At 72.8% G+C, this 15,800-nt stretch carries 14 protein-coding genes; 12 read left to right on the forward strand and 2 right to left on the reverse strand.

Translation table 11 applies throughout. The annotated features are described in order from the left end of the window. Window positions 1–125: 125 nt before the first annotated feature. From ACQP1P_RS31280 to ACQP1P_RS31325, 10 genes are all read left to right on the forward strand, one after another. On the forward strand, window positions 126–674 hold the full coding sequence (locus tag ACQP1P_RS31280) for a CDP-alcohol phosphatidyltransferase family protein (protein ID WP_433090172.1): 549 nt from the start codon (window positions 126–128) through the stop codon (window positions 672–674). Beyond that, window positions 671–1,519: a DUF881 domain-containing protein gene (locus ACQP1P_RS31285; RefSeq protein ID WP_433076264.1), complete on the forward strand. Its 849-nt coding sequence runs from the start codon at window positions 671–673 to the stop codon at window positions 1,517–1,519. The genes ACQP1P_RS31280 and ACQP1P_RS31285 overlap by 4 nt, the downstream gene beginning before the upstream one ends. After that, on the forward strand, window positions 1,516–1,848 hold the full coding sequence (locus ACQP1P_RS31290) for a small basic family protein (protein WP_350613529.1): 333 nt from the start codon (window positions 1,516–1,518) through the stop codon (window positions 1,846–1,848). The genes ACQP1P_RS31285 and ACQP1P_RS31290 overlap by 4 nt, the downstream gene beginning before the upstream one ends. A gap of 2 nt (window positions 1,849–1,850) precedes the next feature. Beyond that, window positions 1,851–2,546: a DUF881 domain-containing protein gene (locus ACQP1P_RS31295; protein ID WP_433076266.1), complete on the forward strand. Its 696-nt coding sequence runs from the start codon at window positions 1,851–1,853 to the stop codon at window positions 2,544–2,546. A gap of 27 nt (window positions 2,547–2,573) precedes the next feature. Beyond that, window positions 2,574–2,954 (forward strand): glycine cleavage system protein GcvH, encoded by a 381-nt coding sequence (gene gcvH, locus ACQP1P_RS31300; RefSeq protein ID WP_433076268.1) that lies wholly within the window; start codon window positions 2,574–2,576, stop codon window positions 2,952–2,954. 157 nt (window positions 2,955–3,111) lie between these two features. Continuing rightward, on the forward strand, window positions 3,112–3,552 hold the full coding sequence (gene odhI, locus ACQP1P_RS31305; RefSeq protein ID WP_223093834.1) for an oxoglutarate dehydrogenase inhibitor Odhl: 441 nt from the start codon (window positions 3,112–3,114) through the stop codon (window positions 3,550–3,552). 73 nt (window positions 3,553–3,625) lie between these two features. Next, the gene (gene ftsR / locus ACQP1P_RS31310; RefSeq protein WP_433090174.1) at window positions 3,626–4,273 is read left to right on the forward strand and encodes a transcriptional regulator FtsR; all 648 of its coding nucleotides are present in this window, start codon (window positions 3,626–3,628) and stop codon (window positions 4,271–4,273) included. 170 nt (window positions 4,274–4,443) lie between these two features. Further along, window positions 4,444–4,908 carry a bifunctional nuclease family protein gene (locus tag ACQP1P_RS31315; protein WP_223093836.1) on the forward strand — a complete coding sequence of 155 codons (465 nt, stop codon included), beginning with the start codon at window positions 4,444–4,446 and terminating at the stop codon, window positions 4,906–4,908. Window positions 4,909–6,213: 1,305 nt separating this feature from the next. Further along, window positions 6,214–6,768, forward strand: coding sequence for a MerR family transcriptional regulator (locus tag ACQP1P_RS31320; protein WP_433090176.1), 555 nt, complete (start codon window positions 6,214–6,216; stop codon window positions 6,766–6,768). Window positions 6,769–6,992: 224 nt separating this feature from the next. Further along, the gene (locus ACQP1P_RS31325; protein ID WP_433076270.1) at window positions 6,993–7,610 is read left to right on the forward strand and encodes a DUF2461 domain-containing protein; all 618 of its coding nucleotides are present in this window, start codon (window positions 6,993–6,995) and stop codon (window positions 7,608–7,610) included. A 166-nt stretch (window positions 7,611–7,776) separates the two neighbouring features. Here ACQP1P_RS31325 and ACQP1P_RS31330 read toward each other — a convergent pair whose 3' ends face one another. Continuing rightward, complete coding sequence (locus tag ACQP1P_RS31330; protein ID WP_433076272.1) at window positions 7,777–9,240, reverse strand: glycosyltransferase family 4 protein; 1,464 nt, start codon at window positions 9,238–9,240, stop codon at window positions 7,777–7,779. Between the two features lie 25 nt (window positions 9,241–9,265). Next, a complete protein-coding gene (locus ACQP1P_RS31335) occupies window positions 9,266–11,263 on the reverse strand; it encodes an amylo-alpha-1,6-glucosidase (protein ID WP_433076274.1) in 1,998 nt (665 codons plus the stop codon). 242 nt (window positions 11,264–11,505) lie between these two features. On the opposite strand from ACQP1P_RS31335, the gene glgX reads away from it, so the two are divergent. Further along, window positions 11,506–13,611, forward strand: a complete 2,106-nt coding sequence (gene glgX / locus ACQP1P_RS31340; protein ID WP_433076276.1) for a glycogen debranching protein GlgX — start codon at window positions 11,506–11,508, stop codon at window positions 13,609–13,611. Beyond that, window positions 13,608–15,797 (forward strand): malto-oligosyltrehalose synthase, encoded by a 2,190-nt coding sequence (gene treY, locus ACQP1P_RS31345; protein WP_433076278.1) that lies wholly within the window; start codon window positions 13,608–13,610, stop codon window positions 15,795–15,797. The genes glgX and treY overlap by 4 nt, the downstream gene beginning before the upstream one ends. The last annotated feature ends 3 nt before the right edge of the window (window positions 15,798–15,800 follow it).

Raw genomic sequence — 15,800 nt, forward strand, 5'->3', positions numbered from 1 at the left:
CGGGACGCTACCCGGCGGGGCGCGGCGCCTCCACCAGGTCACCCGTGCGGGCTGTTAGCATTCCCCGCGTGGCAGACCGGCAGGGTCTCGGGCCGGTGCTCACCGTCCCGAACCTCATCAGCTTCATGCGCCTGCTCGGCGTGCCATTGTTCCTGTACCTGTTCCTCGCCACCGACGCCACCGGCTGGGCGGTCGCCGTGCTCGTCATCGGCGGGCTCAGCGACTGGGTCGACGGGTTCGCGGCGCGCCGGCTCAAGCAGGTCAGCCGCCTCGGCGAGCTGCTGGACCCGCTCGCCGACCGGCTGTACATCCTGGCCACCCTCTTCGCGCTGACGTTCAAGGACGTCGTGCCCTGGTGGTTCACGATCGCGCTGCTCGCCCGCGAGGCCGTGATGGTGCTGGTCCTCGTGGTGCTGCGGATCCTCGGCCACGGCCCGCCGCCGGTGCACTACGTGGGCAAGACCGCCACCGCGATCCTGCTCATGGGCTTCCCGATGATGCTGCTGGCGCACTTCGCCGAGTCCGTGCGCTCGTGGGCGCAGCCCAGCGGCTGGGCGCTGCTGTGGTGGGGCATCGTCCTGTACTGGGTCGCGGCCGTGTTCTACGTGATCCAGGCCACCGTGCACGTGCGCGCGGGGCGGGCGGTGCAGTTGAAGGCCTCCAGCTCCTCGTGACCTCGCCGCGCCGCGACGACCTGCTCGGCGAGCTGTTCCGCAATCCGCTCGACCCCGGCTACGCGGCCGCGGCCGCCCGCCGCGGCGACGCCCCCGCACCCCGCTCCGGGCGGTGGCTGACCGCCGTGGCGATGCTGGCCATCGGGTTCCTGCTGGCGGTGGCGTACCACCAGGTGGTGCAGGCCGCCCCGGGCACCTCGAAGGCGCGCGACGATCTCGTGGCCGACGTGCGCGCCCGCCAGAAGACCGCCGACGATCTGCAGCGGCGCGCCGCCGACCTGCGCGCGCAGGTCGACCAGGCCCGCGACGACGCGCTCGCCGACGGCGACAGCGCCGCCCGGCTGCGGGATCTGGCCGCCGGGACCGGCACCGGCAAGGTCACCGGGGACGGGGTGGCGGTCCGCATCGCCGACGCGCCGCCGCAGGTCGATCCGGTCACCGGCCGTACCCAGGACGAGAACCTCGGCGTCGTGCTCGACCGGGACCTGCAGGACATCGCCAACGGGCTGTGGCAGTCCGGCGCGGAGGCGGTCGCGGTCAACGGCCAGCGGCTCACCGCGACCGGCACGATCCGGGCCGCCGGCGGGGTCATCCTCGTCGACTTCCGGCCGGTGACCAGCCCCTACGAGGTGACCGCGATCGGCCCGCCGGACCTCGCCGACCAGTTCAACGCCTCGGCGACGGCGAAGCGGTTCAAGCGGTACGTCGAGGAGTACCGCATGCAGTTCAGCGTGAAGAAGCGCTCGAACCTCGCCCTCGCCGGGTCCGCCGAGCCGCCGCTGCAGTACGCCCGGACGCCCGCCCCGACCCCTTCGTCGACTCCCTCTGGAGGTCCCACGCGATGATCGCCGTGATCGCCCTGGCCATCGGCGTTGCGGCCGGTGTCTTCCTCGAGCCGTCGGTGCCGCTCGGGTTGCAGCCGTACCTGCCGATCGCCGTCGTCGCCGCGCTCGACGCGGTCTTCGGCGCCCTGCGGGCCAAGCTCGACGGCATCTTCGACGACAAGCAGTTCGTCGTCTCGTTCGTGTCCAACGTGCTGGTCGCGGCCCTGATCGTGTACCTGGGCGACAAGCTCGGCGTCGGCGGGCAGCTGTCCACCGGCGTCGTCGTGGTCCTCGGGGTGCGGATCTTCGGCAACGTGGCCGCCATCCGCCGCCACCTGTTCCGGGCCTAGCCGTGGGCAAGTCCGCGAACCTCGTCATCGCCCTGCTGCTGGCCCTGCTCGGCTTCGGCGTCGCGGTGCAGTTCAAGGCCGGCGGTACCGATGCCGAGCTCTCCTCCGCCCGGCCCGAGGATCTCGTGCGCATCCTGTCCGACCTCGACGCCCAGCAGGACCGCCTGCGCGGCGAGATCAGCGACCTCGAGGACACCCAGCGGCAGCTGGACTCGGGGGCGCAGGGGCGCGACGCGGCCCTGGCCGAGGCCCGCAAACGCGCCGACGAGCTGGGGATCCTCGCCGGCACGCTCCCCGCCGAGGGGCCGGGTCTGCAGATCGACCTCACGCAGGGCTCCGAGGCCATAAAATCCGAAACCGTGCTCGACGCCATCGAAGAACTGCGCGGGGCCGGGGCCGAGGCCATGCAGATCGCCGGCGCCGGCGGGCCCGCGGTGCGGATCGTGGCCTCGACGTACTTCGTGGACGCCCCGGAGGCCGGCAGGCTCGTGGTCGACGGGACGACGATCGCCGCGCCCTATACGATCACGGTCATCGGAGGTCCGGACACCATGCGGACGGCGCTGAACATCCCGGGAGGGGTCGTGGACAGTGTCCGCCAGCACGGCGGTACGGTTTCCGTGCGCGAAATGGATCCCGTGCGCGTCAACGCGTTGCACAATGCCGGTGCGCTGCAGTACGCCAAGCCCGCACAGTAGTACCCAGCCGAGCGAGAAGGACTTGACGTGATTCCCGACGATCTGCGGTACACCGCCGAACACGAATGGCTCGCCCCCGCCGGGGACGGCACGTTCAAGGTCGGCATCACGCACTACGCGCAGGACTCGCTGGGCGACATCGTCTTCGTCCAGCTCCCCGAGACCGGCGCCGCGTTCGAGACCGGCGGGTCGCTCGGCGAGGTCGAGTCGACCAAGAGCGTCTCGGAGATCTACGCGCCGGTCGCGGGCCAGGTCGTCGCGGTGAACCCGGCCCTGGAGAGCGCGCCGGAGCTCATCAACGCCGATCCGTACGGCGAGGGCTGGCTCGTCGAGCTCAAGGTCGACGACCCGGCGGCCGTCGACGCGCTGCTCGACGCGAAGGCGTACGCCGACCTGACCGCCGGCTGATCACCCGGGAATTCGCCCGGTTTTTCACCGGTACCGTTGCCGCGCGTCCGGTTGACCCGTGATTTCGCGCGTGACTAGGCTCGCTCAGTCAACCGTATGCGTTGCAAGGCTTCCCATGCATCCGGCTGACCCCGACATACGACCGTGAGGTGGTTCGATGACGCGCCCAGACGACGAGTTTCCCCCGCTCGACGTCACGTCCACGCTCAACCTTGGCGCCATTGAGGATGCCATCGAGGGGCCGGACAACGACACGGTGCCCACCCGCATGTCGGGTTCCCTGCCGCCCGGCACGGCGCTGCTGGCGGTTCGCCGCGGGCCGAACGCCGGTGCGCGCTTCCTGCTCGACCACGACGTGACCACGAGCGGCCGGCACCCCGACAGCGACATCTTCCTCGACGACGTGACGGTCTCGCGCCGCCACGCCGAGTTCCACCGCGAGGGCGGCACGTTCACCGTGCGCGACGTCGGCAGCCTCAACGGCACCTACGTCAACCGCGAGCGCGTCGAGGCGGCGACGCTGAGCAACGGCGACGAGGTCCAGATCGGCAAGTTCCGCCTCGTGTTCGTCGCAGGACCGCGCCCCGACGAGAGCTGAGGCGATGACGGCGTCGGCGGCCGCCTGGAACAATCCGACCCCGGGTGAGGACCTCACCCGGGGCGAGCGTCTCATGAGCATCGGCGAGGTCCTCGCGCACCTGCGCGGCGACTTCCCCGACGTCACCATCTCCAAGCTGCGCTTCCTGGAGACCGAGGGGCTCGTCGAGCCGCGGCGCACCCCCGCCGGGTATCGCAAGTACACGTGGATGGACGTGTCGCGGCTGCGCTACGTGCTCACCGCGCAGCGGGACCAGTACCTCCCCCTGCGCGTGATCCGCGAACACCTCGCCACCATGCGCGAGCCGCTGACCGAGGTTTCGGACTCGGTACCGGCCGAGGCCCCCGCCGAGATCCGGCTCACCCGCGAGGAGCTGCTGAGCAAGGCCGGGCTCACCGAGGCGGCGCTCAAGGCCCTCGAGGACCACGGGCTGCTCAAGCCCCGCCCCGGGGCCGGCTACGACGCCGACGCCCTCGAGGTGGCCACGGCCGCGGCCCGCCTGGCCGAGTTCGGCGTGGAGCCGCGGCACCTGCGCGCCTACCGGGCCGCCGCCGACCGCGAGATCGGCCTGTTCAGCCAGCTCGTAACCCCGCTGACCAGGCAGAACGGCCCGGCCGGCCGCGCCCGGGCGGCCGACACGGTCCACGAGCTCGCGGCGCTGACCCAGCGCGTGCACGCCGCGCTGGTCCGCGCCGGCCTGCGCGAGATCCTCGGCAAGTAGCCCCCTCGCCGGCAAATCCTGGGTGAATGGGGCGTTTCGCACCGCGCCCGATCGGCTCCATCCGCAGGCGATCTTCACCACTCGGCACGCCGGACGGGCATCGCGAGTGGCACGACTGCCGTGGAGTCCGTGTAACGTGCAGGGAGAGGCAAGTCGACACGGAGGCGGCAGTGCGAGAGCTGAATGTGGTCGGAGTTCGCGTGGAGCTGCCTACCAATCAGCCCATCGTGTTGCTCAAGGAGGTCGACGGAGACCGCTACCTGCCGATCTGGATCGGCGCGGTAGAGGCCACCGCGATCGCCTACGAGCAGCAGGGGGTGAAGCCGGCGCGGCCCCTGACCCACGATCTGATGCGCGACATGCTCGCGGCGTTGAAGGCCCCGCTGCACGCCGTCGAGATCGTGGAGATGCGCGACAACATCTTCTACGCGGAGCTCGTCATCGGCGACAACGTCCGCGTCTCGGCCCGCCCGAGCGACTCGATCGCCCTGGCCCTGCGCGTGGGCGCCCCGATCCGCTGCGCCGACCAGGTCCTGACCGAGGCCGCCATCGTCATCCCTGACGAGCAGGAGGACGAGGTCGAGAAGTTCCGGGAGTTCCTGGAGCAGGTCCGCCCGGAGGACTTCGCCGGCTGAACCGGCCGGGCGCGACGACGACAGCCGCGCCGGGCGCGCTGCGGTGCGGGCGCTGGCGGCTCCCCAACGGCATCACCCTCCCCTCAGTAGGGACCGGCCCATTCTCGGGCGGATCCACCATGTCGCGGGCGGCCACCGACCAATCTCACCCGGAAACCGCCCGGCCGGCACACGTCAGGCGCGGCAGCGGACGGGCCTCGGCCGACGAGCGCCCAGCGACGGCCCGGGACGCGCACGGCAGGCGACGGCAACGCGGGCAGCAGGCGGCGCGCCCAGCGACCGCGATCACAGGCGACGACGCGGGGCGCAGGTGGGCGGACGGGCCGGTGGTGGGCATCAGGCGGCGATAACGCGCGCTGCGGGGCGACGGGCCGCAAGCGGACAGCGAGCCGTCCGCCGCGAATGGCGAACAGTCAACAGCGAACGGCGAACGGCGATGACCCAGACGCGAGCAACGAGCAGCGGTCGCCGGCGTGCGGCGGTAAGCAGCCGAGCGATGGTGGTAACAGGCGGGTGATCCCGGGCGGGGCGCGGGGTGGCGAGCGTGGGACGTGGTTGGTAACAAATCGGGCACACGCCCGTGTGACGAGGGCGGAAACGCCTGCGCAGTTCGGTGAAGACGCTTGCCTTCCGGAACGTGGCGGGTAGCGTCGGTGGTGGGTCAACCGCAGCGTCGGGGTGCCGTCGCCGACGGTCAACCAGCGCCGCGGGTGGACGCGCGCAAGGTTTCACGCACCGGCACGCGGCGTGTCGCGGCGTTACCTCCCCGCGGACCCTCAAGGTGCGCTATAGGGTTGCGGGTGTTGACGCTGGAGGTGGGTCGCAATGCAACAGCCCCCGGATCCCGGGATACCCGGCCATGCCGCCGCGGCCGCTGAGGCCGTCCAGGTGAACCCGGCCGTGGAGCACCACACCGCGGCAAGCGCGCCGATCGGCCACGCACCAGTTGCCGGGCCCGTTACCCAGATCGACCACCGTTCACACATCGGCTTCGCGATGACCGCCGACGACACGGTGCCGAGCGTCAACCACCCGGCCGCCGCCCACGGCGAGCAGCACGGGACCGCAACCGCGGGGTTTGGAGCGAACACCAGCGACATCGGAGGCGACGTGGACGCCTTTGCGGCGAGTTCAACCGCCGGGCCCGGCTCGAGCCCCGCGAACAGCAACGGGCCGAGCACCACCACCGGGCCGAGCACCACCACCGGGCCGAGCACCAGCACCAGGCCCAGCGCCACCGGGCCCAGCGCCGCCAGCGGCCCGAGCGCCACCAGCGCCACCGGGCCGAGCGCCACCGGCACGGGGATCGCCGACGCCGACGACGTCGGCTACCGCGGCCCGACCGCCTGCCACGCCGCCGGGATCAGCTACCGCCAGCTCGACTACTGGGCCCGCACCGGGCTCGTCGTGCCCTCCGTGCGCGACGCCAGCGGCTCCGGCAGCCAGCGCCTCTACTCCTTCCGCGACATCGTCGTGCTCAAGGTCGTCAAGCGCCTCCTCGACGCGGGCGTCTCGCTGCAGAACATCCGCAAGGCCATCGACACGCTGCGCTCGCGCGGGGTCGGGGACCTCGCCGGCATCACCCTGATCTCGGACGGGACCACCGTCTACGAGTGCCGCTCGCCCGAGGAGGTCGTCGACCTGCTCCAGGGCGGCCAGGGCGTCTTCGGCATCGCGATCTCCGGGGCGTTCAAGGAGATCGAGGGCACCCTGTCGCACCTGCCGGCCGAGGCGGCCACGACGGGCGAGGAAGTGCCCGCGCCGCCGGCCACCGGCAGCGCCGGGGACACCTACGCCGGTGACACCTACGCCGGGGGCGACGAGCTCGCGATGCGCCGCGCCCGCCGCCGCGCCGGCTGAACGACCCCACCACCGCATCCCGAGACCCCCGTTCGCCGATCGTGCCCCCAGTTTAGAACAGAGGTACGACACAAACGGGTGTATCGCGAAAGGTGGGCGCCCGAGCCGCATACCCCCGGGGCGGTGTGGACGCCCGACCGGGATCACCGGGCCCGCCCTGCCGGCGGTCGTCGCGTTCCTGTGCGCCAGCCGCCGTCTCGTGGTGTCGTCGTAAGCTCCAAGGCGTGACGTTCCGTGGCTGGCCCGCCGAGGCGCTCGAGTTCTACGACGGACTCGAGGCGGACAACTCCAAGACGTACTGGACCGCGCACAAGAGCATCTACGAGGAGCAGGTGCGCGGTCCCATGAGCGAGCTGCTGGCGGAGCTGGAGCCGGAGTTCGGCCCGGCGAAGATCTTCCGCCCGTATCGCGACGTGCGCTTCAGCGCCGACAAGTCGCCCTACAAGACCTCGTGCGCCGCCTCGTTCGAGCGCGGCGGCTACGTCCAGCTGACCGCCGAGGGCCTCGCCGCCGGCGCCGGGGCGTACATGATGGACTCGCCCCGCCTGGCCCGCTTCCGCCAGGCGGTCGCCGCCGACGCGTCGGGCCGCGAACTCGACGCCATCGTCGCGGACCTGGTCGCCCGCGGCTGGTCGGTGACGTCGCACCAGCAGCTCAAGACCGTGCCGCGCGGCTACGACAAGGAGCACCCGCGCGCCGACCTGCTGCGCCACAAGGGCCTCATCGCCTGGCACCAGTTCCCGCTGAAGCCCTGGCTCGGCACCGCCAAGGCGCGCGGGCACGTGGAGACGTTCCTGCGCGGCTGCCGCCCCCTGCAGGAATGGCTCGCCGCCCACACGTGACCTGAAGCCGGCGCCGCTCGACCGGCACCCCAACAAGCCCGCGAGCCCCCGAGCCGGCGCCGCTCGACCGGCACCCCAACAAGCCCGCGAGCCCCCGAGCCGGCGCCGCTCGACCGGAACCGCTCGACCGGCACCGCCGACGAGCGCGCGGGCAGCTGCGTCAGTGTCAGCGGCGCTCGACGGCCGCCATCAGCACGTCGAACGGCGCCGCGGCCGCCCGGGCCGCCGCGTCGCGGTCGGCGGCCTCGCGCGCCGCCGGCTCCGCCCACAGCCCGCCCTCCAGCGCGAGCGCCGCCCGCGCCGCGTCGGCGCCCGCCTGCCAGGCGGCCTCCTCGGCCGCCGCGCGGACCAGGCTCGCCGGCCGCTCGCCGACCGGCACCTGCGGCGGGTCGGCCAGCAGGTTGCCCGGCGGCACGAACACGACCGGCAGGCCGCTGCCGAGGACGGTGGACCGGCGCCGGGCCTCGAAGGCCGGCGCGTCGTCGATGGCCGCGCCGTAGACGGCCGCGGTGCGGGCCGCGATCGCGTGCCACGAGTGCCGCTCGCGGACCATGGCGCGGGCCCGGGTGGCGAGGGTCTGGGCGAACAGCGGGTCCTGCAGCAGCGCCCCGACGGCGTCGGCGAGGCCGTCCGGGTCGCCGGCCGGGAAGCGGATGCCCGTCACGCCGTGCTCGACGATCGAGGCCAGGCCGCCCGTCGAGGCCACGACGAGGGCGGCGCCCGAGGCGGCGGCCTCCAGGGCCACGGTGCCGGTCGGCTCGTAGCGGCTCGGCATCACGAACGCGTCCGCGGCGGCCAGGACCGCGGCCAGGGTCGGCTGGTCCAGGGTGCCGGGGAAGGAGACGGCGCGGTGCAGCTTGAGGCGGCGGGCCTCCTCGATCAGGGTGCCGCGGTAGGGGCCGTCGCCGGCCACGACCGCGCGGGTGCCGGGGTGGCGCTCTCGGATCGCGGGCATCGCGGCGAGGAGGTCCTGCACGCCCTTCTCGCTGACCAGGCGCCCGGCGTAGACGAGCAGCGGGCCCTCGCCGGCGAAGCGCAGGCGGGCCTGGAGCACGGCGCGGGGCTCGGCGGTCCACACGTCCGGGTCGATGCCGCTGGGCACGACGTCGACGCGCTCGGCGGGGACGTCGAAGAGGTGCTGGACCTCCCAGCGCAGGTATTCGGTCGGCACGATCACCCGGCAGGCCTCGGAGCCCAGCCACCACTCGACGGAGTGCACCGAGCGGCTGGTCTCGCCCTCGAGGTAGCCCTGGCGGCGGCCCGCCTCGGTGGCCTGCAGCGAGGCCACGAACGGGATGCCGAAGTGCTCCTTGAGGGTCACCGCGGCGTGCGTGACGAGCCAGCCGTGGGCGTGGATCACCTCGTAGCCGGCCGCCGGTGCGGTGCGGATGGCGGTCTCGGCCAGCATGTGGTTGACGGCCATGGTGTGGCTGAGGTCGGCGTCGTCGGTGGACGGCACCGCCGCGGCCCGGACGACCCGCACGGCGCCGAGCATCGATGTCGCCGGGGTGCCGGGCTCGTGCCGGGTGACGACGGTGACGTCGTGGCCGGCGGCGCCCAGCGCGGCCGCCAGCGCGGCCGTTCGTGCATCACTCGAAGGGAAGTCCCAGGCGATCATCAAAACGCGCATAGCGGATACCTCTCGTCGCCGACTGTCACCGTAGCGCGTTCCGACGCTTCCGCGGAGCGGCTTCGCGGGCCAATTTCACTGTTCCCGATGTTGCGGGACGTGCACCTTGCAGACTGCAGTTTTGCCTGATGACGGTGCGTGCGTGCAGCAGAGCGGCGACCGATCGGGCGGAGAACGGCGCCCCGGTCGGGCAGTACGGCGCGTCACCCTCCGCGATCTCGCTGACCGAGCCGAGTCCGCACTCGCCCAAATGTCCCTCAACCGCGACGAGCAGCGCGTCCACCGGCCGGCCGGCGGCACACATCGCGTCGACGTACGGCCCGAGCCACCACGGCCACACCGTTCCCTGGTGATATGCCGTGTCCCGGGCGACGACGCCGCCCCGGTGCGCACCAAGGTACCCGTACTCGCGCGGGCCAAGCGTGCGCAGGCCCATCGGCGTGAGCAGGCTCTCCCCCACGGCCCGCAGCACGTCGTCGCGCAGGCGGGGCTCGTCGGCGCCGGGGGCGTACGGCAGGCTGAACGCGAGCAGCTGGTTGGGGCGCAGCACCGAGTCGTCGTGGACGCCGGAGCCGCCCTTCGGGTAGGGCGCGGGGCCGGCGTCCACGACGTCGTAGAGCCAGCCGTCGGGCGCGCGGAAGCGCTTCACGAACTGGGCCCGCACGGCGTCGCGGCGGCCGTGCACGACGGAGGCGTCGCGGCCGCAGCGCTCCCGCAGCGCGGCGACGGCGCCGAGCGCGTTCGCCCACAGCGCGTTGAGCTCGACCGGCTTGCCGTCGCGCGGGGTCACGGGCCCGCGCGGCAGGCGGGTGTTCATCCAGGTGAGGCCGGCGTGGTCGGCGTCGAGGACGAGCAGCCCGTCGAGGGGGTCGACGCTCACGCCGTCGCGGGTGCCCTTCGTGTACGCCGCGATGACCCCCTCCACCGCGGGCAGCAGCTCCGCGGCGAGGTCCGCGTCGCCGGTGCGCGCGATGTGCCGGTCGACGGCGTGGACGTACCACAGCGCCCCGTCGGCGTCGCCGAGCTCCTCGCCGCGCAGCCGCGCGCCGAGGCCGGCGTGGGCCCGCAGCAGCTCGCGGCCCTCGGCGGCGCGGCCGGTGTGCAGGAAGAGCCCCTCGTAGGCGGTCATGGTGTCGCGCAGGTAGCTGCCGAACCACGGGTACCCGGCGATCACCTCGGGCCCGCCGTCGCGCTCGATGATGAAGGCGTCCGCGGCGAGCGTGAGCAGGCGCTCGGCGGCGGTGCGCACGCCGGCCTGGCGCACGAGCCGGCGGGCGCGGCGGCGGGCGGCCTCCACCACGGCGGGGCCGTCGGGCAGCGGCGCGTCGTTGCCGAGGTCGGAGCGGGCGGTGACGGTGAGGGTCTCGCCCACGCCCAGGTCGGCCGCGAACGTCCCGGCGGCCCAGAGGTCCTCGACCGCGTTGAGGCCGCGGGCGGTCTCCTCGCGGTGGTAGGCGTCGAGATACCACTCGCCGATCGGCGTCCAGCCCGGCCCGTCGAGCGCGTAGGCGTCCTCGATGTCCAGCGGGCCGTCGGTGCAGAAGCGCTCGCCGTCGGCGTCGCGCCAGGTGCACAGGGCGGTGAGGCCGAGGTGGACCCGGGCGCCGGGCGGGGCCGCGACCAGGCGGTGCACGACGGCGACGGCGTTGCGGCCGCGGACCATCGCGACCTCGCGCTCGAGGACGTATTCGCCGAACCGCCAGCGCCAGCGCGGTACGCCATCGACGATCTCGAAGGATTCGAGGTGGAGGTGGCCCTGGGGGTCGATCGCGCCGGAGCCCCACTCGTGCACCGCGAGGCGGTGCTCGGCGCCGCCGGGCAGCCGCAGCAGCGGGTCGAGCGCGGCGAGCGCGACGCGGCGCTGCGGGGTGACGAGCAGCGCGTGGTACCGGCGCGTGCGCAGACCGGCGACCGTGCCGGTCGCGTATCCCCCGAGGCCGTCGGTGACCAGCCACTCCGCTTCGAATCCCGCCGGGGTGGCGCAGGCATGCGGGCCGAAGGTCATCACCGATCCGGGGGGCATGTGCCCAACTATGATCTGAACCCCCTCGTTTCAAACACGCGCCACGGCTGAATTCGCCGGAGATTCATCCTGCAACCGTGTCGGGAATCCGACGCGCCGCCGATCACGATTCATTATTGGGGTTGAGGGGCATATGGCAGCCAGCTTCGCGCGTACCCGCGCGTGAACTTTCGACGCAGGTAACACTGTGGCAACGAGGGCGCCGTTGGACAACGGTGCCGAGCAATGGAGCAGGAGCCGACATGCAGGTCTGGCCGGGCAACCGGTACCCGTTGGGCGCGACCTACGACGGGCAGGGCACCAACTTCGCGATCTTCAGCGAGGTGGCCGAGTCCGTCGAGCTGTGCCTCTTCGACGATCACGACGCCGAGGAGCGCATCAAGCTGGTCGAGGTCGACGCGTTCGTCTGGCACGCCTACCTGCCGGGGGTCGAGCCGGGCCAGCGGTACGGCTTCCGCGTCCACGGCCCCTACGAGCCGCAGCGGGGCCTGCGCTGCAACCCGCACAAGCTGCTGCTGGACCCGTACGCGAAGGCCATCGACGGCGACATCGCCTGGGACCCGGCGGTCTACGGCTACGACTTCAACGACCCCGAGCGCATGTCGGAGGCCGACTCGGCCCCGTTCATGCCCAAGGCGGTCGTGGTGAACCCGTACTTCGACTGGGGCAACGACTCGGCCCCGCGGGTGCCGTATCACCACACGGTCGTCTACGAGGCGCACGTCCGCGGCCTGACCATGCGCCACCCGGACGTGCCCAAGGAGCTGCGCGGCACCTACGCCGGCATCGGGCACCCGGCGGTCGTCGAGCACCTCAAGCGGCTGGGCATCACCGCCGTGGAGCTGCTGCCCGTGCACCACTTCGTGCACGACCAGCGCCTGGTCGAACTGGGCCTGTCCAACTACTGGGGCTACAACACGATCGGCTTCTTCGCCCCGTACCACGGCTACGCCCACCGCCACCGCGGCCAGCAGGTCCAGGAGTTCCGCGGGATGGTCAAGGCGCTGCACGCGGCCGGCATCGAGGTCATCCTCGACGTCGTCTACAACCACACCGCCGAGGGCAACCACCTCGGCCCGACGCTGAGCTTCCGCGGCATCGACAACGGGCACTACTACAAGCTCGAGGACGACGACAACCGGTACTACACGGACTACACGGGCACCGGCAACAGCTTCAACGTGCGCAACCCGCACTCGCTGCAGCTCGTCATGGACTCGCTGCGCTACTGGGTGACGGAGATGCGGGTCGACGGCTTCCGCTTCGATCTCGCCTCGACCCTGGCCCGGGAGTTCTACGACGTCGACCGCCTGTCGACGTTCTTCGAAGTCGTGCAGCAGGACCCGGTGGTCAACCAGGTGAAGCTCATCGCCGAGCCGTGGGACGTCGGGCCGGGCGGCTACCAGGTCGGCAACTTCCCGCCGCTGTGGACGGAGTGGAACGGCCGGTTCCGCGACACCGTGCGCGACTTCTGGCGCGGCGAGCCGGCGACGCTGGGCGAGTTCGCGTCGCGGATCACCGGCTCGGCCGACCTCTACCAGGACGACGGGCGGCGGCCCTTCGCCAGCATCAACTTCGTCACCTGCCACGACGGCTTCACGCTCAACGACCTCGTCTCGTACAACGACAAGCACAACGAGGCCAACACCGAGGACAACCGCGACGGCGAGAGCCACAACCGCTCGTGGAACTGCGGCGTGGAGGGCCCGACCGACGACCCGGCGGTCGCCGCGCTGCGGGCCAAGCAGCGCCGCAACTTCCTCACCACGCTCATGCTCAGCCAGGGCGTGCCGATGATCTGCGCGGGCGACGAGCTCGGGCGCACGCAGGGCGGCAACAACAACGCGTACTGCCAGGACAACGAGATCAGCTGGGTCGACTGGGAGAACGTGGACGAGCAGCTGCTGGCGTTCGCGCGCGGCCTGGCGCTGTTCCGGGAGCGCCACCGGGTGTTCCGCCGCCGCCGCTTCTTCACCGGCCGGCCGGTCGCCCGCGCCGAGGGCACCCCGATCGCGGACGTCGCCTGGTTCGCCACGGACGGGCGGGCGATGACCGAGGAGGACTGGGACAACCACTTCGGCAAGGCGCTCATGCTCTTCGTCAACGGCGAGAGCATCACCGAGCGCGGCTCGCACGGGGAGCGCCACGTCGACGACTCGTTCCTGCTGTGCTTCAACGCGCACTACGAGCCGCTCGAGTTCGTCATCCCGCCGCAGGAGTACGGCAAGGAGTGGGAGCTGGTGATCGCGACGGCGACGGGTCCGGCCCGCGACGGCGTGAGCTACACCGCGGGCGGCACGATCACGGTGCCGGACCGCTCCCTCGTCGTGCTGGACCGCACGGTATGAGGGTGCCGACGGGGACGTACCGCGTGCAGGTGCGCCCGGACTTCGGGCTGGACGCGACCGCCGGCCTCGCCGGGTACCTGCGCGCGCTGGGGGCCTCGCACCTGTACTCCGCGCCGCTGCTCACCGCCACCCCGGGCTCGCCGCACGGCTACGACGTCGTCGACCCGCGCACGGTGAACCCGCAGCTCGGCGGCGCGCCCGCGCTGGACCGGCTGGTGGCGGCGCTGCGGCAGCAGGGGCTCGGGCTCGTGGTCGACATCGTGCCCAACCACATGGGCCTGTTCCAGCCCGCGGCCAACCCGATGTGGTGGGACGTCCTGGCGAGGGGGCGGGCCAGCGTCTACGCGGACTGGTTCGACATCGACTGGGACGCCGGCCCGATCGTGGTGCCGGTGCTCGGCTCGCCCGCCCTGGACGACCTGCGCGTCGAGGACGGCGAGCTGCGCTACTACGAGCACCGCTTCCCGATCGCCGCCGGCACCGGGGAGGGGACCCCGCAGGAGGTGCACGCGCGGCAGCACTACCGGCTCGTGTACTGGCGCGAGGGCAACGAGCGGCTCAACTACCGCCGGTTCTTCGCCGTCACCGAGCTGGCCGGGGTGCGCGTCGAGGACCCGGCGGTGTTCGAGGCCACGCACGCGGAGATCCTGCGCTGGGTCCGCGAGGGCCTCGCCGACGGCATCCGCGTCGACCACCCCGACGGGCTGCGCGACCCCGGCGGATACCTGGCCCGGCTGCGCGAGCGGGCCCCGGACACGTGGCTGCTCGTGGAGAAGATCCTGGAGCGCGGCGAGCCCATGCCGCCGTGGCCCGTCGACGGCACCACCGGCTACGACGCCCTGGCCGAGGTCTGCGGCCTGTTCATCGACCCCGGCTTCCCGCAACCGTCCGGCCCGACCTGGCAGCAGGAGTCGTACGAACAGAAGCTGGACGTCACCCGGCGCCTGTTCACCGCGGAGCTCAACCGCCTCGAGCGCCTGGGCGGCGACCGGGAGGTCCTGGCCGAGATCGCCGCGAACTTCGACGTGTACCGCACGTACCTGCCCTACGGCGTCGAGCACCTGGAGAAGGCGGCCAAGGGCGAGGTGCCCGAGCGGCTCAAGGACCCCTCCGACGAGCTGGCGGCCAGGTTCCAGCAGCTCACCGGCGCGGTCATGGCCAAGGGCGTCGAGGACACGGCGATGTACCGCTGGAACCACCTCATCGCCCTGAACGAGGTCGGCGGCGACCCCAGCCGCGTCGGCGTCGAGCCGGGCGAGTTCCACGAGGCCCAGGCGCGCCGGCACCGCGAGTGGCCGAACGGCATGACCACCCTGTCCACCCACGACACCAAGCGCGGCGAGGACGTGCGGGCCCGCCTCGCCGTGCTCAGCGAGGTGCCGGACGAGTGGCGGGCCGCCGTCGCCGGGTGGCGCGAGGCCGCCCCGCTGGACGACCCGTCGTTCGAGGCCCTCTTCTGGCAGACGATCGTCGGCGCCTGGCCGATCTCGCAGGAGCGGCTGCGGCTGTACCTGCAGAAGGCCGCCCGCGAGGCGAACCGCTCGACCTCGTGGGACGAGCCGGACAAGGCCTTCGAGGACGCCGTCGAGTCGAACCTGGCCCGGGTCTTCCACGACGCGGACCTGCACGGCTCGGTGCGGGACTTCGCGTCCCGGATCACCCCGTACGGCTGGAGCAACGCGCTGGGCCAGAAGCTCGTGCAGCTGACGATGCCGGGCGTGCCGGACGTGTACCAGGGCACCGAGCTGTGGGAGAACTCCCTCGTCGACCCCGACAACCGCCGCCCGGTCGACTTCGCCGAGCGCCTCGACCTGCTCACCGCGCTCGACGCCGCCGCGGCGGCCGGGCAGCCGCTGCCGCCGGTCGACGTGTCCGGGGCGGCGAAGCTGCTCGTGGTCAGCCGCGCGCTGCGGCTGCGCCGCGACCGGCCCGAGCTGTTCGGCGACTACCGGCCCGTCGAGGCCACCGGCGCGGCGCAGCGGCACGTCGTCGCGTTCGACCGGGGCGGCGCGCTCACCGTCGCCACCCGGCTCCCGGTCGGCCTCGAGGCCGCCGGCGGCTGGCGTGACACCGAGCTCACGCTCCCGGCCGGCGACTGGGTCGACGCGCTCACCGGGCGCGGGGCCACGCCGCGCCTCGCCGACCTGCTCGCCTCCTACCCCGTCGCACTGCTGGTGAAGGGCTGACCG

The organism is Dactylosporangium sp. CA-052675 (genome assembly GCF_050947935.1).
Lineage (GTDB): Bacteria > Actinomycetota > Actinomycetes > Mycobacteriales > Micromonosporaceae > Dactylosporangium.

Coding starts and splice junctions, on each gene's coding strand:
- odhI (WP_223093834.1), top strand. CDS start 3,112: ATGACGCGCCCAGACGACGAGTTTCCCCCGCTCGACGTCACGTCCACG.
- treY (WP_433076278.1), top strand. CDS start 13,608: ATGAGGGTGCCGACGGGGACGTACCGCGTGCAGGTGCGCCCGGACTTC.
- ACQP1P_RS31335 (WP_433076274.1), bottom strand. CDS start 11,263: ATGCCCCCCGGATCGGTGATGACCTTCGGCCCGCATGCCTGCGCCACC.
- glgX (WP_433076276.1), top strand. CDS start 11,506: ATGCAGGTCTGGCCGGGCAACCGGTACCCGTTGGGCGCGACCTACGAC.
- ACQP1P_RS31330 (WP_433076272.1), bottom strand. CDS start 9,240: ATGCGCGTTTTGATGATCGCCTGGGACTTCCCTTCGAGTGATGCACGA.
- ACQP1P_RS31290 (WP_350613529.1), top strand. CDS start 1,516: ATGATCGCCGTGATCGCCCTGGCCATCGGCGTTGCGGCCGGTGTCTTC.
- ACQP1P_RS31280 (WP_433090172.1), top strand. CDS start 126: ATGCGCCTGCTCGGCGTGCCATTGTTCCTGTACCTGTTCCTCGCCACC.
- ftsR (WP_433090174.1), top strand. CDS start 3,626: ATGAGCATCGGCGAGGTCCTCGCGCACCTGCGCGGCGACTTCCCCGAC.